The following is a 20,195-nucleotide window of genomic DNA, read 5'->3' as shown; positions in this document are numbered from 1 at the left end:
CCGCCCTGGAGGAACATTCCCGGCGCGGCGGCAGACATTCGGATTGTCCACTCATCAAAAAGGAGAATTTACTCATGTTACCAGAATTAAAAATAGGAAATTTAGTTGCCAAATACCCCATCATCCAAGGCGGAATGGGCGTCGGCATCAGCCTCTCATCCCTCGCCGGTGCCGTTGCCAAAGCCGGCGGAATCGGCGTCATCTCCGCCGCCCAGCCCGGCTGGCGCGATCCGGAATTCGCGCGTGATCCCTTAAGTGCCAATCTCCGCGCACTCGCCTTCCACATCCGCCGCGCCAAAGAAATTTCAAACGGCGGCATCATCGGCGTCAATATCATGTGCGCCCTGACCCACTACGAGGAATACGTCCGCTGCTGCATCGAAAACGGAGCCGATCTCATCATCTCCGGGGCCGGTCTCCCGACCGATCTGCCAAAATACACAAAAGGAAGCTCCATCAAGCTCGCCCCTATCGTTTCCCCGCCCCGGACTGCCAAAGTTCTTCTGAAGCTTTGGGACAATCACTATCACCGCGTTCCTGATCTCGTTGTCATCGAAGGTCCTGCAGCCGGAGGCCATCTCGGCTACTCCGCCGAAACCGTAGAAGAGACAGCCGCGCGCGGCTACGATGACGAAATCGGGGAAATTCTGCAGATCGTACATGGCTACGAAGAAAAATACGCCTGTACCATCCCCGTCGTCTTTGCCGGAGGCGTCTACACCCACGAGGATATCCTCCACTATCTGTCGCTTGGCTGCGCAGGTGTCCAGATGGCTACCCGTTTCGTTGTCACGGAAGAATGCGACGCCGATCCGCGCTACAAGCAGGCATACCTGAATGCAAAAAAAGAAGATATCACGATCATGCACAGTCCGGTCGGCATGCCGGGCCGCGCAATCCGCAATCCGTTTCTGAGGGAACGCGAACAGGAACGGGAAAAAATCTCACACTGCTACCAGTGCCTCAAAAAATGCGACAAAGCCTCCATTCCCTACTGTATTACCACAGCCCTGGCCCGCGCTGCCGATGGCGATACCGACAACGCTCTTCTTTTCTGCGGGGAAAACGCATGGCGTCTCGATCACATGACCACTGTGCCGGAGCTGATGGCGGAACTGGCCGGGGAATCCCTGCCGGACAGCAAAAAATAAAAAATTTAGTAGTGACTTTCCTTCCCAATAATGTTACAATCTTCTTTATGATGTCAGCATAAAAAGTCTTCAAGAACTGACCATCAACCCAAAATTTTCGTAACACACAAAAACACAAAAGGAAGGAACTCTATGAGCAAACACAACAAATCCCGCAGCTCGTTTTCCGGCAAAATCGGTTACGTGCTGGCTGCAGCAGGCGCTTCCGTCGGACTTGGAAACATCTGGCGTTTTCCCTACCTCGCAGCAAAATACGGCGGAGGAATTTTCCTCCTCATTTATATCCTGCTGGCGCTCACCTTCGGCTACTCCATGATCGTTGCCGAGTCCGCCATCGGACGCATGACACGAAAAAGCCCGGTCGGCGCTTTCCAGTCGTTCGGCAAATCGAAATGGCTTTCCGCCGGAGGCTGGATCAACGCCATTATCCCGATTCTGATCGTTCCATACTACTCTGTCATCGGAGGATGGGTCATCAAATATCTGATCGAATACGTGAAGGGAAACAGCACCCTGCTCGCAGAGGACGGCTATTTTTCCGGCTTCATCTCAAACGGAGTTTCCACAGAGCTCTGTTTTGCCGTTTTCTGCCTCATTACGGTCGCTATCATCTACGCCGGTGTGCGAAACGGCATTGAACGCGTTTCCAAAGTGATGATGCCGATTCTGATCGTCCTTTCCGTTATCATTGCCGTTTATTCCGTGACAAGACCGGGCGCACTGGCAGGCGTGAAGTATTTCCTTGTTCCGAACATCAAAAACTTTTCATGGATGTCCGTTGTTGCCGCCATGGGACAGATGTTCTACTCCCTCTCAATTGCGATGGGTATTCTGATCACCTTTGGCTCCTACATGAAAAAAGACACCTCGATTGAGGATTCCACACGCAACGTTGAAATTTTCGACACCGCCATTGCGATCATGGCAGGCCTGATGATCATTCCTGCTGTCTTTGCCTTCTCCGGCGGAGATCCGGATACCCTGCAGGCAGGACCTTCCCTGATGTTTATCACCATTCCGAAAGTCTTCGCCAATATGGGCTTCGGCACTGTGATCGGTATTCTGTTTTTCCTTCTGGTGCTGTTTGCCGCACTGACCAGCTCCATTGCACTGACAGAAAGCGCCGTTTCCACCTTTGAGGATGAGCTCGGCTGGGGCCGTAAAAAATCGACCGTTCTGATCGGTGTTATCATGATTGCGCTCGGAACGCTCTCCTGCCTTGGCTACGGACCGCTTTCCTCCGTCACCATTCTTGGCATGCAGTTCCTGGATTTCTTCGACTTCCTGACGAACTCCGTGATGATGCCAGTTGCTGCCATTGCCACCTGTCTTCTCGTTTCGAGAGTCATCGGTGTGGCGAAAATCGAGGAAGAAATCATCCACGGCGAAAGCCGCTTCCGCAGAAAGAAAATCTTTCTTGTCATGATCCAGTATCTCTGCCCGGTGTTTGCACTGATCATTCTGTTCAGCTCCGTGGCAAATGCATTCGGCTGGATCACCATGTAATGAAGCTGTAAACGATGAAAAAAAGATTGTTTTCGAAACACGATCACGATTTCGAAAACAATCTTTTTTTATCCAAATCTGTCACACCATCATCAGGAATCCGTCAGCAGCAGAATATCTTCCTCCTTCAGATACAGCTCCTTTGGAATCCCCATTTCCGGGCTCCAGTCTGTTTTTGCGATCTTCCACTGCAGCCAGCTGCATTTTGCATTCTTCCGGAACGAAATGTTCCATTCAAACGGATCTTCCCAGATTTCGGATTCGTTGACCGGAAATACATTTTCCTCACCCGGCCTTTCTACTGTGGCCAGAAAATGTGCCCGGATGCCGACTGCGCAGATATCGTCTGCAATTTCCCGCTCCTTTACGTGCAGCGTCACGCCCCAGTCCACGGCCCGCAGCGTGTGCGCATCCACCCGCCCGGCCGCCGAAATGTTCTTGCAGCCCGACAAAATTGCCGCTGTGCGCGTCTTCGGATTCTGGAAAAATTCCTTCAGCGGTTCCATGACTTCCATCTTTCCCCGGTTCATACAGCTGACCGTATCGCAGAGACGGTACACCTCATCGCGGTTGTGCGATACGAAGATGACCGGTTTTCCGGCCTCCTTCAGATGTTTGTGCATCTCCTGCTCCAGCTGCCATTTCAGATAGGTATCAAGCGCTGAAAACGGCTCGTCGAGCAGAATCAGCTCCGGCTCTGCAGCGAGCATCCGTGCCATCGCAACGCGCTGTTTCTGTCCGCCGGAAAGCTGTCCCGGGATCTTTTTCTCCAGCCCTTCCAGCTGAAACTGGCGGATCAACGATTCCGTGCGGCTCCGGTCCGGCCGTTTTCCCATGCCGGCCTCAATATTCTGCACAACATTCATATGCGGAAACAGGGCATAATCCTGGAACATATAGCCGACTTTCCGCTTCTGCGGCGGCAGATTGATTTTTTTCTCCGAATCAAACAGCACCTTGCCGTCAAGGACAATCCGCCCCTCATCCGGCTTTTCGATTCCGGCGATACACTTTAAGGTCATGCTTTTTCCACAGCCCGACGCGCCGAGAATCGCAAAAATTTCCTGCTCCGCCCGGAACTGCATATGCATAAAAAAGCCGTCCAGTTTTTTCGTAATATCTACTTCAAGCGCCATGATTTATCCTCTCTACCACTGTTTCTGATTTTTCTTTCTCCGGTTGCCGAGAAGGTTCATCGCCGTCATCGTAAGGAATCCGACGAGCAGTACGACAACAGACCAGAAACCCGCCGTTTTATAATCCCCGTCCTGAATCACCATTGCAATCTTCTGGGAAACGGTACCCGTCTTTCCCGGAATATTTCCGGCCAGCATCGACGTCGCGCCGTACTCACCGAGCGCCCTTGCAAATGCCAGCACCGTACCGGAGAGCACACCGGGACCTGCCGATGGGATGACCACTTTCCAGAAAATCTTCCACTCCGACATACCAAGCGTCCGCGCCGCATAGATCAGGTTCGTATCCACCTGCTCAAATGCCGCTCTCGAATTGCGGTACATCAGCGGAAACGCGATGATCGTTGCCGCCAGAATACAGCCAAGCCATGTCTGCACTGCCTTGATACCGAAATTCTCATACAGTGCAGCACCAAACGGACGACGGAGGCTGAAAATCAGAAGCAGGAAAAAGCCTGCAACGGTCGGCGGCAGAATCATCGGAAGAGTCAGAAAGCCGTCAATCACGGCACGCGCGCCGGGACGCAGCTTCATCACCGCACGCGCGGCAAACATACCAAAGAAAAAGGACAGAATCGTCGCCACAATACCGGTCTTGATCGAAATGACAAGCGGGCTCCAGTCCAGTGACTGTAAAAAATCCAGTATTTCCTGCATAACATTTCCTTTCTATCCACGGCAGCCCTGCATACCTGCATCACGCATCCTGCCCGGATTTTCTCTGATGCAAAACCACCGTCCGCAGAAACGAAATCTTTCTTTTTCGGACGGTGATTTCAAATCCCTGCTGTTTTTTGGGGGATCTTCTTTTTATTCTACCTCTGTATCAAAGTAATAATTCCGGAAGACGGCGGCTGCCTCGTCGGAAGTCAGAAACTCTACAAAATCCTTTGCTGCTGCCTGCTCGGTCTCATCTGCCTCTTTGTTGACAACCTGTGCTGCCGGGTAGATGACATTTCCGGTCAGATCGTACGGAACGACCTGCAGAACCTTCAGGCGGTCTTCCAGACCGTAGGTATCAGAATAGTAAACCGTACCAACCTCGTTGGATCCCTCTGCAACAGCGGAAGTAACGGCTCCTACGTTTGCACACTCGTTGATTTCCACGCCGCCGAGCGCTTCGGAAACCTGCTGGGTTGTGATGGCCGATACGTCGTCTGCTTTCTCCAGAATTCCTGCATTGACCAGTGCTTCTCTTGTGTATTTTCCAACCGGAACGGAACCGTCTGCCAGTGCGATGCTGGATGCCTTGTTCAGATCCTCCAGACCCGTAACTTCTGTATTGCTTCCCTCATAGGTTACAACGCAGACCTGATTGTTTACGATGTTGTGACGGGTTCCCTCAACCAGAAGATTCTCACCCTCAAGCTGATCCATCTGTTTTGCTGCTGCGGAGAAGAATACGTCGCAGGATGCACCCTCTTCGATCTGTGTCATCAGGGTTCCTGAGCTGTCATAGCTGCCGACCAGTTTGACATTCGGCTGCGTCTTATTGTACTCGCTGATCAGCGTCTCCATTACGGAGTTCAGGCTCTTTGCGGCAAATACCGTAACGGTGGTGTCGTCAAATACTTCGCCGTCTGCTGTGCTCTTGGCGCCGGATGTGCTCTCGGCTTCCGATGAAGCGCCGGATGCAGATGTGCTCTCTGCCTTGGAGCTGCTCTTGCTGGAAGAATCTGTGGAATTGGAAGATCCGCATGCGGCAAGAGAAAGTGCCATAGCTGCCATCAGAAAAATGGATACTGTTTTCTTTTTCATGATAATTGACTCCTCATTTTGTATATTTGCACCGGGCTTCACGTATGAAGCGCCGGATGTGCACCTTTTCGTTTTCCGGTTTTTGCAGACCGGATCTGAATGAGCTGTGCGGCGATGCTGATCGCAATCTCCGCCGGTGTCTCGCTTCCGATCTCAATTCCAATCGGGGCATGGACACTGTCAAGCTGTTCTTTGGTAAAGCCCTGTGCTTCCAGTTTGTCGCGCACATATTTTGTCTTTCTGCGGCTTCCCACCACACCGATATACGATGCGTCAGTACGAAGTGCAAACGCCTCGGCATCCGCATCACACCGGTGGCCGCGCGTCACAATCACAAGATAATCATTTTTCTGGATGGAAAGGACCTCATCCAGTTTCGCAAAATCCACCAGCATCGTCTGCCCGGCATCCGGGAACAGTGCTTTATCCACATATTCCTCCCGGTCATCGAGTACGATACAGCAGAAATCCAGATGATGCAGCACCGGAACTAGTTCCTGGGCCAGATGGCCGCCGCCGAACAGATAAACCTTTCCGTCGTAGCAGAATTTCTCGGCATAATACGTTTTTTTGTCCAGTTCCAGAATCCGGCAGTGGCCCGCTTTTTCCTGTGCCGCCGGAAGCAGTTCCCACGCTTCTTTTTCCAGCACGCGGATGCCGGTTCCGTCCAGCGCAAAGAAAATCCAGTAGCTGTGGTACTGCTCCTGCGCCGCAAGTGCCTGCGACAGACTTTCTGCTTCGCCGTGCGCTCCATTCATAAAATAGAAGCACACTTTCACTCTGCCGCCGCAGACCATACCAAGTCCCTTCCCCTCTCCGGTTCCGAGATCGTATTCTCTGTATTCACTTTTCTTCTCCTGCACCAGCTCCTGCGCATGCAGAACCGCCTGATATTCCAGGTTTCCGCCGCCGATAGTTCCGAAAATCCGTCCTTCCCGGCCGACCAGCATATAGGCGCCCGTCGTGCGCGGAATGGAGCCGTCCCCTTCGGTGATAAAGGCAAGAACCGTATCCTGTCCCTCTTCCAGCTGTGCAAGCAGTTTCCGGTAAAGTTCGTCCATGTTTCCTCTCCTTGTGTCTGATCTCTGGTCTACTTTTCCGTCACCAGTTCGATGGTGTCACCCTTTTGAATCGTTCCGCCGCGCAGCACCACCGCGAAAACGCCCTCCCGCGGCATGATGCATTCACCCATGCGTTTGAAAATCTCGCAGTGGCTGTGGCACTCCTTTCCGATCTGCGTCATCTCAAGCAGCGCATCCCCGCAGGAAAACCGCGTGCCGACCGGCAGATTCCGGAAATCATATCCTTCCACGATCAGGTTTTCCCCGAAGGCGCCGAGCGGAATATCCGCCCCCTTTGCACGGAAGGCTTCTATTTTTTCATACGACAAAAGGCTCACCTGGCGGTGCCAGTGCCCGGCGTGTGCATCGCCCTCGATGCCCCAGTCTTCCACCAGCTTCGCCGTTTCCACCTCGTGCTTTGCCGTTCCCCGTTTTTCACTGATACAGATTCCTATGATTTTTCCCATTTCTTTTGTTTCCTCTTCTTTTCGAACCGCCATCATTTCATCCGCCGATGCCGGACATCAGGTGGTGCTCCGTCATATCCTTCGGCCGCTCAAAGCAGTGTTCCATCGGCTTTTTTAAGATTGCCTGTGCCATCACATCCCGCAGATCCGCCGCTGTTCCGTTCTGCAGAACATCCCGCAGATCCACGCCGTTCTCATAGCAGAGGCAGAGCTTTAAAAAGCCGCGGCTTGTCAGCCGTACGCGGTTGCAGCTTCCGCAGAACTTTCCGTGGATCGCGCTGATAAAGCCGACGGGCATCGACAGCTTTTCGTACCGCACATAAGCCGCAGGACCGTTTCCTTCTTTTTCCTGGTCCGGCGTACATGCCCCATACCACTGTTCCAGCTCTGTTTTCAGCGCCTCATTCGACGGACCCACGTACGATTTTCCGGCGCCCACCGGCATCACCTCGATGAACCGCACCGGGACTTTTTCCTGCTCTGCAAATTCAATCAGTTCCTGTGCATGCAGTTCTTTTCGATGCACCGCATTCAGCTTCACTAAAAGACCCGCCTCTTTGGCCGCGCAGATGCCCTGCTTTACCTGCTCCAGCGCATCGCGTCCGGTAAGCGCCGCAAACTCTGCCGCATCCACTGTATCCAGGCTCACATTCACGCTGTCACAGCCGGCCGCCTTCAGATCCCTCGCACACGATGCCAGGCGCACGCCATTCGTCGTGATCCCAACGGATGCGGTGCCCGGCACTGCTTTTATTTTCTGCACCAGCTCCACGCACTCTTTTCTTACCAGCGGTTCCCCTCCGGTAATCCGGTAATGCGTGATGCCAAGCCCAGCCGCGGCGTGCACAATCTTCAGCATCTCTTCGACGGTAAGCGGCGGATTCTGTTCCGCCTGCTCCAGTGCACAGCCCGCCGCACTCTCCGGCATACAGTACCGGCATCTCAAATTGCACGCGTCCGTGATGGAAATCCGCAGGTAATCGATCGTTCTGCCATACTGATCCTTCATCGTTTATCTGCCTTTTCCAAAACCGCAGTTGGGGAAGGTGCATACCTTGCAGCTCAGGCAGAGACCGCCCTCGCCAAGACCTGCCAGCTCCTCCGCTGTCACCTCATCATCTGCAATGAGACGCGGCAGGACAAGATCGAAAATCGTCCGTTTCGAATACATGACGCATCCCGGCAGGCCGACGATCGGTGTTCCGTTTTCGGCATACGCCAGAAGGAACATGGCTCCCGGCAGCACCGGCGCGCCGTAGGAAACGATGCGTGCTCCGGTATTTTTGATCGCCAGCGGCGTCTTGTCGTCCGGATCCACACTCATTCCTCCGGTGCAGAAGACAAGATCGGCACCCGCTTCCATCGCGCGGCGGCATCCGTCTGTGATCTTCGATGCATCATCATCGTAAACCTCATGAAAGATCATCTCCGCGCCGAATTCTGCCAGCTTTTCCTGGATAACCGGTGTGAAGGTGTCCTCGATCCGATGGTAATACACTTCATTTCCCGTTGTCAGAACCGCAAATTTTTTCTTGTGGAACGGCTTTAAGTTCAGGATCGGCCCGTCGGAACAGACTGCCTGTGCCGTCTCCATCTTCTCTTTTTTGATGACGAGCGGAATAATTCTCGTTCCCGCCAGTTTGTCGCCTTTTTTCACGTATGTATCACCGTGGCGCGTCGCAATCATCATCTCGCCGATGCTGTTTACTTTTTTCAGCTTCTCGCGGTCTACCTTCAAGAGACCGTCGCAGTCTGCGATCAGCTCAATTTTTCCTTCTTTGACATCGGACGGATGCATATGATCGTTTTTACACATATCGTAGAGGATCTGTGCCGCCTCATTTTCATGCAGCATCGTGTCGTCCTTTTCCCAGATGTAAATGTTGTCCTTTCCGACACTTAACAGCACCGGAATATCTTCTTCTGTAATGATGTGGCCTTTGCGGAATACCGCATCTTTTGTCACACCTTTGATAATCTGTGTAATATCGTGGCAGAGCACCTGGCCTGCCGCGTCTTCTGTTTTCATCAGTTTCATCTGAAACGCCTCACTTTTTTTTCTTTGAATCTATTCCAGTTCTCCGCAGATCACTTCCAGCACGCTTCCGGCGATGCACCGCGCCTTATCGGAAATCGTGAAGCAGTTCTGCAGTTCTTCTTTCCGCGGATCGATGTCCGCAATCTTAAATCCCTTCGTCACCGGATAGCCGTCGCGGATCAGCCCGCGCAGCAGACCGGAGAGAGATGCTTCCACAGGTACCATCCCGTTTTCTGTCTCAATCTCTGCAATCACAGCCCCGGCTTCCACGATGTCACCGATCGAAGCCGCATTCCGCAGAATACCTTCCGCCTGTGCATGCATCACACGCTCTTTTCCGTACCCGCCGATGATGCCCGGAATGCCGGTGTTCGGAACCGCGCTTCCGCTTCGGATTACGCGTCCAAGATTATGACCGCGCTTCGTCTCAATTACAACATCCACATCTTCTCCTGCCGTAAAGCCCGGTCCGAGGGCAATCACAAGCGGTGCCATCTCTTTTGTCGTCCCGAGATTTTTCTTCGCCAGAATTGCATCGACCACGACGGCCGGGCGAAGTGCTGCAATGCTTAGTCCCGCCGGATCCACGAGCACCGGAACACCATCTTTCTTCCAGATCCGTTCCATTTCCTGTTCCAGAAGTTCTTTCCGGTTCTTTTTCTCTGCGAGCTCCACGTCCATGCGCACGGCTTCCACGTCCTCTACCCTGGCACTGCCGGCATATACCGCTTCGCTCAAAGCCACCTGCCGCCGGATCGCCGCCGGATGCTCTGCTTCCAGAACCAGCAGACGAAAGCCCGCTTTTTTCAGACGGTGGATCGTACCGGTTGCAAGATCTCCTGCTCCCCGTACCACGATCAGATCTTTCTTTTTCATCTTCGCTGTCTTCCTTCTTTCGTTTCAGCAGCCGCCGTTTTCTTCCGTCTTCCGCGGTCTGCTTCGTTATTTTCGCGTGAGAATAACGCTTTTTCCATTAATAAAAATACAGGAAAGGACACGTTTTGTCAACGTGTCCCCGTAAAAAATGTTATTTTTCTTCTGTTCCAAACCACTTCTGAAACGACGCATCGGCGCCTGCGCGGACTTCTTGTTCAAACTTCCGGTACCGCTTCAGGAATTCTTTTCCCTCCGGGGTCAGTACCGTCTGGCCGCCGTTGCTTCCGCCCCGGTTTCCCTGTACCAGCGGGATGCCGAGATCCTCCTCGGCGCGCTTTAAGATTTTCCAGCCTTTCGAGTATGCCATCTGCATACACCTGCAGCCCTTCGAAAGGGAACCGGTCGCCTCCACATGCTCCATCAGCTCCGCCACGCCGGGGCCGAAGGCGTGATCTGTCCGGCTGACGCGCAGCCGCATGTCATACCGCAGCTCCTGCCGTAATACTTCTTCTTTTTCTTCCATCTCCACCTCACACCTTTACAGCAGCACGCGGTATTCCGCCTCATAGGCAAGTCCCGCCGTCTGAAGTGCCGCAAGGATCTCTTTTCCCTCTTCCGGCGCTGCTTTCCACGAAAGGCCGCAGCCCGCCGTAATTTCCCGCGGAACGGGGATCATCCTGCCCGGCAGGCCGTGCGCTCTCGCATACTGTTCCATCTGCATCGCCTGCGTTGTTCCCGCAAACGTCAGAATCCAGGTTTCTTTTCGCTGTCTCATATCGTTTCTTCCTTTTTCCAGCTTCTTTTGTATCCCGGATGCCAGATGCCGCCTCTCTCACTGCCGCATTTCTTCTTCGGCAAACTCCCGCAGAGCCTGCGCGGCAATCCGGACTTCTTCTTCCGTCAGTACATGGGAAAAGCTGAACCGCACGGCTCCCTGCTCCCGTGTCCCGAGTGCTTCGTGCATCAGCGGCGCGCAGTGTGCCCCGCTTCGGACTGCAATACCATAGTTCTCATACAGCCAGTCGCTGACATATCCCGAATCACAGGAGCCGATGTTTAATGCCGCCGTTGGTACCCGCTGCTGCAGATCGTCCGTTCCATATAAAGTAAGTCCCGGGATTCCCTGAATTTCCTCCAGAAAGAGGTGCATCAGCTCCCTCTCTCTTTTGTAAATCATTTCAATCCCCGTCTTCTCCAGATATTCCAGCGCTCCCAGAAGTCCCGCAATTCCGTGGACATTTAAAGTTCCAGCTTCCAGGTGCTCCGGCATCGCCGCAGGCTGTTCTTTTTCATAGCTTCGGATTCCGCTTCCGCCCATTTTGAGCGGCCGGATCGAAAGTTCCGGACGGACGTAGATTCCGCCGGTTCCCTGCGGCCCTAATAGTCCCTTGTGGCCTGAAAAGCAGAGCACGTCGATCCCGTTTTTCTGTACATCAATCGGCAGAATCCCCGCCGTCTGCGCCGCATCGACGATCAGAAGCAGAGAATGGCGTTCTGCGATTCTGCGCACCCGCGCAAGATCCGTGATATTTCCGGTCAGGTTGGAGGCATGCGTAACGACAAACGCTTTCGTGTTTTTCCGCACTGCCGCTTCCATCTGATCGTAATCGATCCTTCCAGATACATCCGCCGGAATCACGGAAAGCTCCAGTCCCTGTTTTTCCAGTGCATACAGCGGGCGCAGAACGGAATTATGCTCGCAGACTGTCGTGATCACATGATCCCCCGGCCCGAAGAGTCCGAAAATTGCCGTGTTCAGTGCCTCCGTATCGTTGCACGTAAATGCAATCCGCTCCGGGCTCTCCGCGTGAAACAACTCTGCCAGCCGCATTCTCGTTTCAAAAACGATACGGCCTGCGTCCAGTGTCGCATCATGGGCACCGCGGCCTGCATTTCCACAGCCGTGCAGTGCCTGGATCATGCGCTCCTCCGCTTCTTTTGGATGCCACAGCGACGTTGCCGCCGAATCGAGGTAAATCATGGCTTAATCACGCGGTCTGCGCTGCTCATGCGCTCCACGATGTCATACATGTTGGTCACACTGCCGACCTGCAGCTTTTCGGTGATGCCATAGAAGTTCAGGCACGTTCCACAGGTCAGAATTTCAACGCCGCGCGCTGCCAGATCTTTCAGATCTTCCAGGGACTCGGAACCCTCGCAGGTCAGCTTTGCGCCGCCGTTGTAGCACAGAATCGTATCCGGCAGCTCATCCTGCTGGGTCAGTGCGTAAAGGAAGCTCTTCATCAGAATTTTGCCCAGCTCCTCAGCCCCCTCTCCCATATGATCACTGGAAAGGACAACAAGTTTTGTTTTCTTTGCTGCCGGTACAAGGCATACGGTTTCCTCTTCTGTTTCATCCTGTTCCTTTTCCGATACATTGAGCTCCACATGATACTCTTTTTCCTTCTCTTCTTTTACCAGAAAGCCATATCCTTTCTGCTGTGCCATTTTTTCCAGGTTCTGCACGGCGATTTCATTATCCACCAGAACCTCCACTTTTCCGCTTCCCGCAAGTTCTGCAATCGCATTTTTTGTCTTTACCAGCGGTACCGGGCACACATCTCCCATTGCGTTTACTGTTTTTTTCTCCATCTCTGCCATTTTTATCCTCCCTGTCTTACCATTTTCTGCTCTGTGTCACATAAATTTCGGTTCCTGCCGGCTCCGTGATTTTTCCAACGATTGCTGCCGGAATCCCCTGCTCCCGCAGTTCTCTCTGCAGTTTTTCTGCAGCCATGGCATCCACGGCCATCAGAAGCCCGCCCGATGTCTGCGGGTCAAACAGCACCTCCTGCATGCCGAACGGTATATCCTTAAAGGTCACATGCTGCTCCAGATGATTCCGGTTCCGTTGGCCTGCCGCAGTGATCATAAACTCCTCCGCCGCTTCCACAGCCCCCGGGAACACCGGAATCTGATCCGCCCAGATATGGCAGGACACGCCCGACTCCATCATCTCATGCAGATGTCCTAGGAAACTAAAGCCCGTTACATCGGTACAGGCATGAATGTTATACTTCCGTGCCGTCTCCGAGGCGTACTTATTCAGCGTCATCATCGATTCCACTGCCTTTTGAAATCCCCCCGGGGTTTCATCCCCGACGCGGTGCGCCGCACAGAGAATGCCGGTTCCGAGCGGTTTCGTCAGAATGAGCAGATCACCCACGCGGCCCATATTGTTCTGCCAGATCCGGTCCGGATGCACGGTTCCTGTGACAGAAAGGCCGTATTTTACACTGTCATCCGCAATCGAATGACCGCCGGAGAGCGATCCGCCCGCCTCCTGCACCTTTTCCGCGCCGCCGCGCATGATCTCTCCGAGGATATTCAGATCCATCTGCTCTGGAAAGCAGACGATATTGAGAGCTGTCCGCACCTCGCCGCCCATCGCATAGATGTCGCTTAAGGCATTCGCCGCCGCAATTTTTCCAAACGTGTACGGATCCTCCACAACCGGCGGAAAGAAATCCAGCGTCTGGACCATCGCAAGGTCGTCCGTCAGCCGGTAGACGGATGCATCGTCTTTGCTGTCATAGCCCACCAGCAGATTCGGATCCTTTTCCCCTTTCGGCAGCTTTTCCAGAATATGTTCAAGCACGCCTGCCCCGAGCTTTGCCGTACAGCCGCCGCTCTTACAGAAAATAATTTTTTCTTCTTCCATCGTTACCTGTTCCCTCTTTTTTCAGCTTCTTCCGCACTCTCCGTCCGTTCCGCGCAGGAGTCCCAGCGCATGCGGCAGGGTATCAAGTACAAATCCAAGACTCTCTTCCACCGCTTTCGGGCTTCCCGGCAGATTGATAATCAGCGTCCGATGACGGATTGCACTCACTGCCCGGCTCAGCATCGCCCGTTTTGTGATCGCCATGCTGCCCGCACGGATCGCCTCCGCGATGCCCGGTGCCACGCGGTCGGATACCGCCAGCGTTGCCTCCGGTGTCACATCCCGCATGGAAAAACCGGTGCCGCCTGTCGTAAGGACAAGATCGCATTTTTCCAGATCGGCAAGGCGGATCAGTTCCTCTTCGATCATCGCCTGCTCATCCGGCAGAAGGCGCATCGAAACGACCTCATACTGCTCCGCAGGAAGCATCTCTCTGATCTTCGGACCGCTCCTGTCCTCGCGCTCGCCCTGGTAGCCTTTGTCACTTAACGTTACAATTCCCACCCGGAAAACCGGGAAATCTTTCTTTTCTGCCATGCTTTATTTTTCCTCTTTCTGATAGATATAATGACCGCTCTTTCCGCCGTCCTTTTCCAGAATGTGGATATCACGAATCACCATGCCGCGGTCCATCGCCTTGCACATATCGTAGATCGTGAGCAGCGCGGTGGAAACCCCGGTCAGTGCCTCCATCTCCACACCGGTCTTTCCGACACACGATGTGGTACACACGGCCGTGATCGAATGTGTGTCCTCGTCCATGGTAAACGTCACTTCACAATTCGTCAACGGCACAATGTGGCACAGCGGAATCAGCTCCGCATTCTTCTTCGCCCCCATGATGCCTGCCAGCCGTGCAACGCCGAGCACATCGCCTTTTTTCGCCGTATGGTCCCGCACGGCTGCAAATACCTCCGGGCTTACCTGTATGGTTCCCGTCGCTGATGCTGCCCGGTACGTATCCGGTTTCTCATGGACATCGACCATGACGGCGCTGCCGTCTTTCTTAAAATGGGTAAATTCCGCCATCTGTCTCCTCCGTTCTATTTCCGTTTTATTCTCCGGGTTCCCACTCTTCTTCCGCTTCACGCACAGGAAGCTCTGCTCTCCCATACCAGGGATTCGTGTTCTCACCGCTTTGTCTTCTGTTTCCTGCCGCGCATGTAACCAGAACATGCTCGATCCCCTGTCTGCGCAGCAGCTCCACAAGTTTCTCCGCGGCCTCCCGGTATTCTTTTTCCTCATACTGGTGCAGCACGGCATAAAACGTTCTGCCCTTCAGATCCTTCTGCTGTCCCTGTTCCGATGCGATCAGCCGTGCCAGATCTTCTTCCGTGATATGGTGTTCCATCGTACAGCCAAGCAGTTCCGCCGCCCGTTCTGCCCGAAAGCAGCCCTTGTCAAGCGGCTGTCCCAGTGCCGAAAGACCTGTCACACCAATCACAAGAGCTGAACAGGAAAGCAGCGCCGGTTCATGTTCCGCCGGTGCCTTACACGGCAGGTGCCTCGCGCCGTCCGCCTCGATCAGCGTCAGATCGGCCTTTTCGCGTGCCGCTTCAAATAGTTCCGTTTCCGGCATGGAAAGCTTTTCCGGATCCCGGCAGGCACTCCCGATAATCGCTGCGCGCCCTGCGCGAAATTTTCTTTCGACCGCTTCCAGACTCTGGTCATGCCATTCCTTCGGCGGACGGTAAATGTGCGTCGAAGTTGTCACCAGTACCTTCTGATCGTTTTTTACGCAAAAGCCTGCCATCTCGTACAGCAGCGTCGTCTTCCCGCCGCCGCCGATAATAGAAACTACATGGTTCTTTTCCTTTAAAAAGGAAAACGCCGTTCCCATCTCTACTGGCTCCAGCTCCTGTTTTTCTGTTTTCTGCCAGATTCGAAGCATCGCTTTCAGCTCCCTTCTGCCGTCTTTCTTTCTCACTCTACCATACTCATTTGGGGCTGTCAAATCTTCGCGGCAGGCACCAGAGTCTCGTGCAGGCACGGACTTTGGCTCGTTGCCCGAAAAAAGAACTGCCCCGACGGGTCGTACCCATCAGAGCAGTTCTTTTTTTACTGAACGTGTACGGTAAGCACCGCTGCGTTTGATCTGTTTCCATCGCTGTCCGTCACATGATATGTCAGCGTGTAATCTCCCGGCACTGCGGTATCCACATCGCCGTCAATCTCAATCTCGTTAAAGAGTGTCTCCTGACTGTCCACATCATCGATCATCTCTTTGATGTAGCTGATTTTATCCATTTCGTTTCCGGCTTTCACCGTCACCTCATACGTGTTCAGATACAATCTTGGGCTTTCCGCCGACAGTTCTTCGATCTCCTTCTGCGCATCGGCCTCGTTTTTCGCACCTGCAGCATCATTCTGCTGCGGTTCCTCCGCTGCCGGTGTCGGCTCATCTGCTGCGTCACCGTTATCCGCTTCCGGGGCCGGTTCCTCCGACATCGCACTGTTATTCTCTTCCAGGACCGGTTCATTTTCCGCCAAAGTATCTTTCACTGTAGTTTTATAATCCACACGACGTGTTACTTTGGTTACATTGTTATGACTGTCCTTGGCCGCATAAATAACTGAAGCACTGGTATAATCATCATTTGGAAAAATATTCTCAATCACAAGTGAATCGGTCACATCTCCGTCTTTATCATCCGTTGCGGTGACGCCCTCCAGTAAAACAGCTGTATCGCCGCCTTCCTCATATATCACATCCGCACCAGACGGAATTTTAATTTCCGGACCTTTTCGGTCACTTGTTACCACAACAGCCACTGTACTGGCCCCAAGTGCCAGACACAGGACAACAAGGCCTGCAACAATCCCTTTTTTCATGGCTGTTACTCGTCCTCCTCTTCGCCGTACTCTCCATAGTATTTATACTGACCGTATTTTCCGTATTTACCATACGCCTGTTTCTGCATATCAACCTTGTTCAAAACAACACCGAGCAACGGACAGTTACTTTTCTCGAGCTGGCTCTTTACTTCCTGTGCAAAACGGTAGCTGATGACACCGGACTCGATGACCATGATGGAACCATCACAGATTTCTGCAACGATTGCACTGTCGATAACACTTCCCAGCGGCGGAGTATCTACAATAACATAATCATATACTTTACGAAGTGCATTTAAAAGACCGCGGAAATTCTTTCCTCCCAAAAGTTCTGCCGGGTTCGGCGGGAACGGTCCGGAATAGATCATATAAAAGTTTTTGACATTGGTAGAGCAGATCACATCCTCCAGACTTGCCTGTCCGGTAAGGAAGTGTGCCAGTCCGCGAACAGATTTTTCTGTTTTTGTTCTTCCAAGAAGAACGGATTTACGAAGATCGGCATCGATCAGAATTACTCTTTTTCCAATCTCAGCCAAAGAAATGCCAAGCTGCATGGATACGCTGCTCTTTCCTTCGTTTGGAGTACAGCTTGTAATTGCAATTATTTTTTTATCCTCTCCGCAAAACTGAAGGTTGGTACGGAGAGACTTGTAGGCTTCCACAATCTGATAACCTGATTTTTCCTGTTTTACTACTACCTGATTCACGTTCCGTATCCTCCCTTATTTCTTTCTTCCACGGCCGTTTTTGTTTTTCTTCTTACTCTTTTTCTGTCCTTCTCTGATCGGGATCGTTCCAAGTGTGCTTACCCCCAGATAACGTTCTACATCTTCGGAGGTCTGGATTGTATCATTTGTCAGATAAACCACAATGATAATAACAATTGCGATAAATGCACCTGCTACTGCGCCAATCATTCCATTTTTCATGACATTCGGACTTACAGGCTCATCTGGGATATTTGCCTCATCTACCACATTTACAGCTTCTGTATTCATAACATTCTGGATATGATCTGCTGCTGCCACACGGATTGCATCCGCTATCTGGCTTGCCACATATGGATCCTCATCCTTTACCGTAATTGAAAGAATACGAGTATCATTCTGCGTGGTAACTGTAATTTTTTTCAGAAACTCTTCATAAGTAAGCTCCAGATTTAACTGTGCAATAACTGTTTCTGCAACCTGACGGCTCTGAATCAGCTCTGCATAGTCTTTTGTTAACAGAGAACTCGCCTGCAGATCTCCACTTGTTACGGTATTGCTGCTGTCCTGTCTTGACAACACATACATCTTCGTTGTCGATTCATACTGCGGCTTCATAAGTACCTTGCTGACAAGTACCATCAGAAGGCCAAGTGCCAATGCAGCTAAAATCACATAGCCGATCTTGCTCCAGAGCACACGGAGCAGTTCCAGTAAATCGATTTCAATTTCATCCTGATTCTGTTGATTCGTTTCCATCTTCTTCTCCTGACTGTTTTTTAGATTTCTCCGGCATCCCTTAAGATTTCCATCGGATTGTCGTGGAAAATCCTTTCTGCATATGCCTCTCCCATTTTTTTTGAAACATAGGCAGCGCCTGCTCCTATGTTGGGAACACGTGTTTTTGTGTTGTGGGAATCGCTGCCGACAAAGCTCAGCAGATCTTCCTTCATCAGTTTTCTGCAGTAGCGTTTTGCACCCCAGGTATATTTTCCGAGAATGCTTTCTACATTGACCTGCAGTCTTGCGCCCATATCCACCAGATCGCTGGAAAATCCGACGCTCTTTACGGTTGCCTGATAGCGCTCCACATGCGCGATAATCGGTTCATAGCCGCAGGACAGTACATTGTAGACCCTCTCACGGATATGCTGCGCGGAATCTCCCTCGGAAAATTCCAGCAGAACATAGGACGAACCGGCCATGGTCACATATTTCCGTTTTTCCAGGATATCCTGAAGATCCATGTTCGAGTGAAGTTCGCACCCGAGATAAAGCGACATATCCGGATATTCCTTTTTTGCCGCTTCCTGCAGTTTCAGAAACTGCTCATGTACCTTTTTTGCCGGTGTTTCAAACATCCGCCGCCGATAATGCGGTGTGATGATAATCTTTCTGACCCCGTCCTGATGCTGCATTTTCAGCATCGCCAGCGACTCTTCCAGATCAGATGCACCGTCGTCTACCCCCGGGACCATATGGCAGTGTACATCAAATAATTCCTTCATACCTCATCCCTCTTTTGTGCTTCTTTCTTTAAGTCACGCATACTTAGACATTCTATTATAGTATACATCCTTTTGTGATAACTGGCAATATAAAAAACATACTCTGTATTTGTTTTTTAACATTTTTGTCAAACTTGCCGAAGATAAGTCAGAAAAAAGAGACCTCCATTTTCATGTCAGTCTCTCCTGTTACTTTCTGCAGATGAAAACCCCTGCCTCTTTTGTGATCTCGATTCCACCATGCTTCTGAATTTTCTTTTCCAGAAATTCTTTAAATTCCCGCTGTCTCGGATACAGATACTCATTCTGATTGCCATGGCAGGAAAGAATATAGTCAAGAAGCGGTTCCGGCCGGTCAACCCATAGGCTGTCCTCGTAGATTCGTTTCTCCACGCTGCCAAAATAAGGCTTTAACTGTTTTTCTCCGTGATCCAGTCCAAAAATGGTATACAGCGCCACCTCCGAAAGATTGATCTGCGGATCAAACTCCTGTACCAGATCGGTAATCTCTTTCATATGGCCTTTTCCATACGTACTGCAATAGAACACACCGTCATCCGAAAGCACGCGGCTGATTTCCTGCAGACCGCGGGACAGATTCTGGACATAGAACAAAACATGATTTGCAATAATCCGGTCGTATTCCGCATCCGGAAACGGAAGCTTCTGGCAGTCCAGTGTCCGGAAATCAAAACAGGAGGCCTTTTCTTCTCCCAGATTTTCCGCCGCATCGCGGATCATGCCGTCCGACAGATCAGACAGACAGATATACTTTCCTTTCAGCACGGATGGCTCCGCATTTTTCCAGAGCTGTCCGTTTCCGCAGCCGATCTCCAGAATCCGGCGCGCACCTTCGAAATCCATCTGTTCGAAAAGCCACGGGAACCATCCCTTTTTATTTTTCGAATACTGCTCATGAAGGGAAATACGGATATTCAGGTTTTCCCCGTTTTTGTACTGCTCTACCAGTGTCTTTTCCATATCGGTCAGATGAATCAGGTTCAGAATGCCGGTCCAGTCGATCTGGTTCGTCTCCTCCAGAATCTGTGTCGTATTCTGCAGCGCCTTTTCCATCTGCTCAAGATTTTCCATTTTCTTGTGTACGAGTCCGATCTGCATTTTCAATGACTTCAGAATATCCGCACTCGTATCGTGGATCGTCATGTTTCCGATCTCGTTCAGCGAAAATCCAAGATATTTCAGCGATAAAATTTTCTGCAGCTTCAGAAAATCCTCATCCGAATACATCCGATAACCGGATTCGTTGATAAAGCTCGGCTTCAGCAGCCCTTTTTTGTCGTAATAGCGAATTGTCCGAATGGTCACATGGGCCATCCGGGCAAATTCACCAGTGGTATAATATTGATCCATATCCACCACTCCTTCGCAAAAGCCGCTTTTTTTGCGGCCTCTGCATTTCATTTTTCTCTC

At 51.9% G+C, this 20,195-nt stretch carries 23 protein-coding genes; 2 read left to right on the top strand and 21 right to left on the bottom strand.

The window, feature by feature from the left end; translation table 11 throughout:
- Window positions 1–74 precede the first annotated feature (74 nt).
- Both ACY2VW_RS00330 and ACY2VW_RS00325 read left to right on the top strand, forming a co-directional pair.
- A complete protein-coding gene (locus tag ACY2VW_RS00330) occupies window positions 75–1,151 on the top strand; it encodes an NAD(P)H-dependent flavin oxidoreductase (RefSeq protein WP_461876606.1) in 1,077 nt (358 codons plus the stop codon).
- A 132-nt stretch (window positions 1,152–1,283) separates the two neighbouring features.
- Window positions 1,284–2,657 (top strand): sodium-dependent transporter, encoded by a 1,374-nt coding sequence (locus ACY2VW_RS00325; RefSeq protein WP_461873433.1) that lies wholly within the window; start codon window positions 1,284–1,286, stop codon window positions 2,655–2,657.
- A 92-nt stretch (window positions 2,658–2,749) separates the two neighbouring features.
- Here the strand turns inward: ACY2VW_RS00325 and ACY2VW_RS00320 are convergent, their stop codons facing one another.
- From ACY2VW_RS00320 to ACY2VW_RS00220, 21 genes are all read right to left on the bottom strand, one after another.
- The gene (locus ACY2VW_RS00320) at window positions 2,750–3,793 is read right to left on the bottom strand and encodes a sulfate/molybdate ABC transporter ATP-binding protein (protein ID WP_461876605.1); all 1,044 of its coding nucleotides are present in this window, start codon (window positions 3,791–3,793) and stop codon (window positions 2,750–2,752) included.
- 12 nt (window positions 3,794–3,805) lie between these two features.
- Entirely contained in the window at window positions 3,806–4,510 is a 705-nt protein-coding gene (gene modB / locus ACY2VW_RS00315) for a molybdate ABC transporter permease subunit (RefSeq protein WP_461876604.1), read from the bottom strand.
- A gap of 153 nt (window positions 4,511–4,663) precedes the next feature.
- The gene (gene modA, locus ACY2VW_RS00310) at window positions 4,664–5,611 is read right to left on the bottom strand and encodes a molybdate ABC transporter substrate-binding protein (RefSeq protein WP_461876603.1); all 948 of its coding nucleotides are present in this window, start codon (window positions 5,609–5,611) and stop codon (window positions 4,664–4,666) included.
- A 38-nt stretch (window positions 5,612–5,649) separates the two neighbouring features.
- Complete coding sequence (locus ACY2VW_RS00305) at window positions 5,650–6,672, bottom strand: XdhC family protein (protein ID WP_461876602.1); 1,023 nt, start codon at window positions 6,670–6,672, stop codon at window positions 5,650–5,652.
- 29 nt (window positions 6,673–6,701) lie between these two features.
- On the bottom strand, window positions 6,702–7,139 hold the full coding sequence (locus tag ACY2VW_RS00300; RefSeq protein ID WP_022462461.1) for an MOSC domain-containing protein: 438 nt from the start codon (window positions 7,137–7,139) through the stop codon (window positions 6,702–6,704).
- Window positions 7,140–7,176: 37 nt separating this feature from the next.
- Window positions 7,177–8,148: a GTP 3',8-cyclase MoaA gene (gene moaA, locus ACY2VW_RS00295; RefSeq protein ID WP_461873426.1), complete on the bottom strand. Its 972-nt coding sequence runs from the start codon at window positions 8,146–8,148 to the stop codon at window positions 7,177–7,179.
- A gap of 3 nt (window positions 8,149–8,151) precedes the next feature.
- Window positions 8,152–9,177, bottom strand: coding sequence for a molybdopterin-binding protein (locus ACY2VW_RS00290; RefSeq protein WP_461876601.1), 1,026 nt, complete (start codon window positions 9,175–9,177; stop codon window positions 8,152–8,154).
- Window positions 9,178–9,207: 30 nt separating this feature from the next.
- Entirely contained in the window at window positions 9,208–10,053 is an 846-nt protein-coding gene (gene yqeB / locus ACY2VW_RS00285) for a selenium-dependent molybdenum cofactor biosynthesis protein YqeB (protein ID WP_461876600.1), read from the bottom strand.
- 151 nt (window positions 10,054–10,204) lie between these two features.
- Entirely contained in the window at window positions 10,205–10,576 is a 372-nt protein-coding gene (locus ACY2VW_RS00280; RefSeq protein WP_461876599.1) for a winged helix-turn-helix domain-containing protein, read from the bottom strand.
- A gap of 15 nt (window positions 10,577–10,591) precedes the next feature.
- Window positions 10,592–10,828, bottom strand: a complete 237-nt coding sequence (locus ACY2VW_RS00275; protein WP_022462466.1) for a DUF3343 domain-containing protein — start codon at window positions 10,826–10,828, stop codon at window positions 10,592–10,594.
- Window positions 10,829–10,885: 57 nt separating this feature from the next.
- Window positions 10,886–12,034 (bottom strand): aminotransferase class V-fold PLP-dependent enzyme, encoded by a 1,149-nt coding sequence (locus ACY2VW_RS00270; protein WP_461876598.1) that lies wholly within the window; start codon window positions 12,032–12,034, stop codon window positions 10,886–10,888.
- Complete coding sequence (gene yedF, locus ACY2VW_RS00265) at window positions 12,031–12,654, bottom strand: sulfurtransferase-like selenium metabolism protein YedF (RefSeq protein ID WP_461876597.1); 624 nt, start codon at window positions 12,652–12,654, stop codon at window positions 12,031–12,033. Before yedF ends, ACY2VW_RS00270 begins: the two co-directional genes overlap by 4 nt.
- A 16-nt stretch (window positions 12,655–12,670) precedes the next feature.
- A complete protein-coding gene (selD, locus tag ACY2VW_RS00260; RefSeq protein ID WP_461876596.1) occupies window positions 12,671–13,714 on the bottom strand; it encodes a selenide, water dikinase SelD in 1,044 nt (347 codons plus the stop codon).
- A 21-nt stretch (window positions 13,715–13,735) separates the two neighbouring features.
- The gene (locus tag ACY2VW_RS00255; protein WP_461876595.1) at window positions 13,736–14,251 is read right to left on the bottom strand and encodes a MogA/MoaB family molybdenum cofactor biosynthesis protein; all 516 of its coding nucleotides are present in this window, start codon (window positions 14,249–14,251) and stop codon (window positions 13,736–13,738) included.
- Between the two features lie 3 nt (window positions 14,252–14,254).
- Window positions 14,255–14,743: a cyclic pyranopterin monophosphate synthase MoaC gene (moaC, locus tag ACY2VW_RS00250; RefSeq protein ID WP_461873416.1), complete on the bottom strand. Its 489-nt coding sequence runs from the start codon at window positions 14,741–14,743 to the stop codon at window positions 14,255–14,257.
- 25 nt (window positions 14,744–14,768) lie between these two features.
- A complete protein-coding gene (yqeC, locus tag ACY2VW_RS00245) occupies window positions 14,769–15,641 on the bottom strand; it encodes a selenium cofactor biosynthesis protein YqeC (protein ID WP_461876594.1) in 873 nt (290 codons plus the stop codon).
- Window positions 15,642–15,772: 131 nt separating this feature from the next.
- On the bottom strand, window positions 15,773–16,546 hold the full coding sequence (locus tag ACY2VW_RS00240; protein WP_461876593.1) for an immunoglobulin-like domain-containing protein: 774 nt from the start codon (window positions 16,544–16,546) through the stop codon (window positions 15,773–15,775).
- A gap of 5 nt (window positions 16,547–16,551) precedes the next feature.
- On the bottom strand, window positions 16,552–17,256 hold the full coding sequence (locus tag ACY2VW_RS00235; protein WP_461876592.1) for a polysaccharide biosynthesis tyrosine autokinase: 705 nt from the start codon (window positions 17,254–17,256) through the stop codon (window positions 16,552–16,554).
- A 15-nt stretch (window positions 17,257–17,271) separates the two neighbouring features.
- Window positions 17,272–18,015 (bottom strand): YveK family protein, encoded by a 744-nt coding sequence (locus tag ACY2VW_RS00230; protein ID WP_461876591.1) that lies wholly within the window; start codon window positions 18,013–18,015, stop codon window positions 17,272–17,274.
- A 20-nt stretch (window positions 18,016–18,035) separates the two neighbouring features.
- Entirely contained in the window at window positions 18,036–18,764 is a 729-nt protein-coding gene (locus ACY2VW_RS00225; protein WP_461876590.1) for a CpsB/CapC family capsule biosynthesis tyrosine phosphatase, read from the bottom strand.
- A 189-nt stretch (window positions 18,765–18,953) separates the two neighbouring features.
- Complete coding sequence (locus ACY2VW_RS00220) at window positions 18,954–20,135, bottom strand: MerR family transcriptional regulator (RefSeq protein WP_461876589.1); 1,182 nt, start codon at window positions 20,133–20,135, stop codon at window positions 18,954–18,956.
- Window positions 20,136–20,195: the final 60 nt, after the last annotated feature.

The sequence above is a fragment of the Fusicatenibacter sp. genome, assembly GCF_977045365.1.
Note: the sequence above shows the minus strand (reverse complement) of the source record. Positions and strands in the feature narration are given on the sequence as shown.

Excerpts from the sequence above, each read along its gene's own strand:
- ACY2VW_RS00330 (WP_461876606.1), top strand. The coding sequence starts at position 75 with ATGTTACCAGAATTAAAAATAGGAAATTTAGTTGCCAAATACCCCATC.
- ACY2VW_RS00325 (WP_461873433.1), top strand. The coding sequence starts at position 1,284 with ATGAGCAAACACAACAAATCCCGCAGCTCGTTTTCCGGCAAAATCGGT.
- ACY2VW_RS00320 (WP_461876605.1), bottom strand. The coding sequence starts at position 3,793 with ATGGCGCTTGAAGTAGATATTACGAAAAAACTGGACGGCTTTTTTATG.
- modB (WP_461876604.1), bottom strand. The coding sequence starts at position 4,510 with ATGCAGGAAATACTGGATTTTTTACAGTCACTGGACTGGAGCCCGCTT.
- modA (WP_461876603.1), bottom strand. The coding sequence starts at position 5,611 with ATGAAAAAGAAAACAGTATCCATTTTTCTGATGGCAGCTATGGCACTT.
- ACY2VW_RS00305 (WP_461876602.1), bottom strand. The coding sequence starts at position 6,672 with ATGGACGAACTTTACCGGAAACTGCTTGCACAGCTGGAAGAGGGACAG.
- ACY2VW_RS00300 (WP_022462461.1), bottom strand. The coding sequence starts at position 7,139 with ATGGGAAAAATCATAGGAATCTGTATCAGTGAAAAACGGGGAACGGCA.
- moaA (WP_461873426.1), bottom strand. The coding sequence starts at position 8,148 with ATGAAGGATCAGTATGGCAGAACGATCGATTACCTGCGGATTTCCATC.
- ACY2VW_RS00290 (WP_461876601.1), bottom strand. The coding sequence starts at position 9,177 with ATGAAACTGATGAAAACAGAAGACGCGGCAGGCCAGGTGCTCTGCCAC.
- yqeB (WP_461876600.1), bottom strand. The coding sequence starts at position 10,053 with ATGAAAAAGAAAGATCTGATCGTGGTACGGGGAGCAGGAGATCTTGCA.
- ACY2VW_RS00280 (WP_461876599.1), bottom strand. The coding sequence starts at position 10,576 with ATGGAAGAAAAAGAAGAAGTATTACGGCAGGAGCTGCGGTATGACATG.
- ACY2VW_RS00275 (WP_022462466.1), bottom strand. The coding sequence starts at position 10,828 with ATGAGACAGCGAAAAGAAACCTGGATTCTGACGTTTGCGGGAACAACG.
- ACY2VW_RS00270 (WP_461876598.1), bottom strand. The coding sequence starts at position 12,034 with ATGATTTACCTCGATTCGGCGGCAACGTCGCTGTGGCATCCAAAAGAA.
- yedF (WP_461876597.1), bottom strand. The coding sequence starts at position 12,654 with ATGGCAGAGATGGAGAAAAAAACAGTAAACGCAATGGGAGATGTGTGC.
- selD (WP_461876596.1), bottom strand. The coding sequence starts at position 13,714 with ATGGAAGAAGAAAAAATTATTTTCTGTAAGAGCGGCGGCTGTACGGCA.
- ACY2VW_RS00255 (WP_461876595.1), bottom strand. The coding sequence starts at position 14,251 with ATGGCAGAAAAGAAAGATTTCCCGGTTTTCCGGGTGGGAATTGTAACG.
- moaC (WP_461873416.1), bottom strand. The coding sequence starts at position 14,743 with ATGGCGGAATTTACCCATTTTAAGAAAGACGGCAGCGCCGTCATGGTC.
- ACY2VW_RS00240 (WP_461876593.1), bottom strand. The coding sequence starts at position 16,546 with ATGAAAAAAGGGATTGTTGCAGGCCTTGTTGTCCTGTGTCTGGCACTT.
- ACY2VW_RS00230 (WP_461876591.1), bottom strand. The coding sequence starts at position 18,015 with ATGGAAACGAATCAACAGAATCAGGATGAAATTGAAATCGATTTACTG.
- ACY2VW_RS00225 (WP_461876590.1), bottom strand. The coding sequence starts at position 18,764 with ATGAAGGAATTATTTGATGTACACTGCCATATGGTCCCGGGGGTAGAC.
- ACY2VW_RS00220 (WP_461876589.1), bottom strand. The coding sequence starts at position 20,135 with ATGGATCAATATTATACCACTGGTGAATTTGCCCGGATGGCCCATGTG.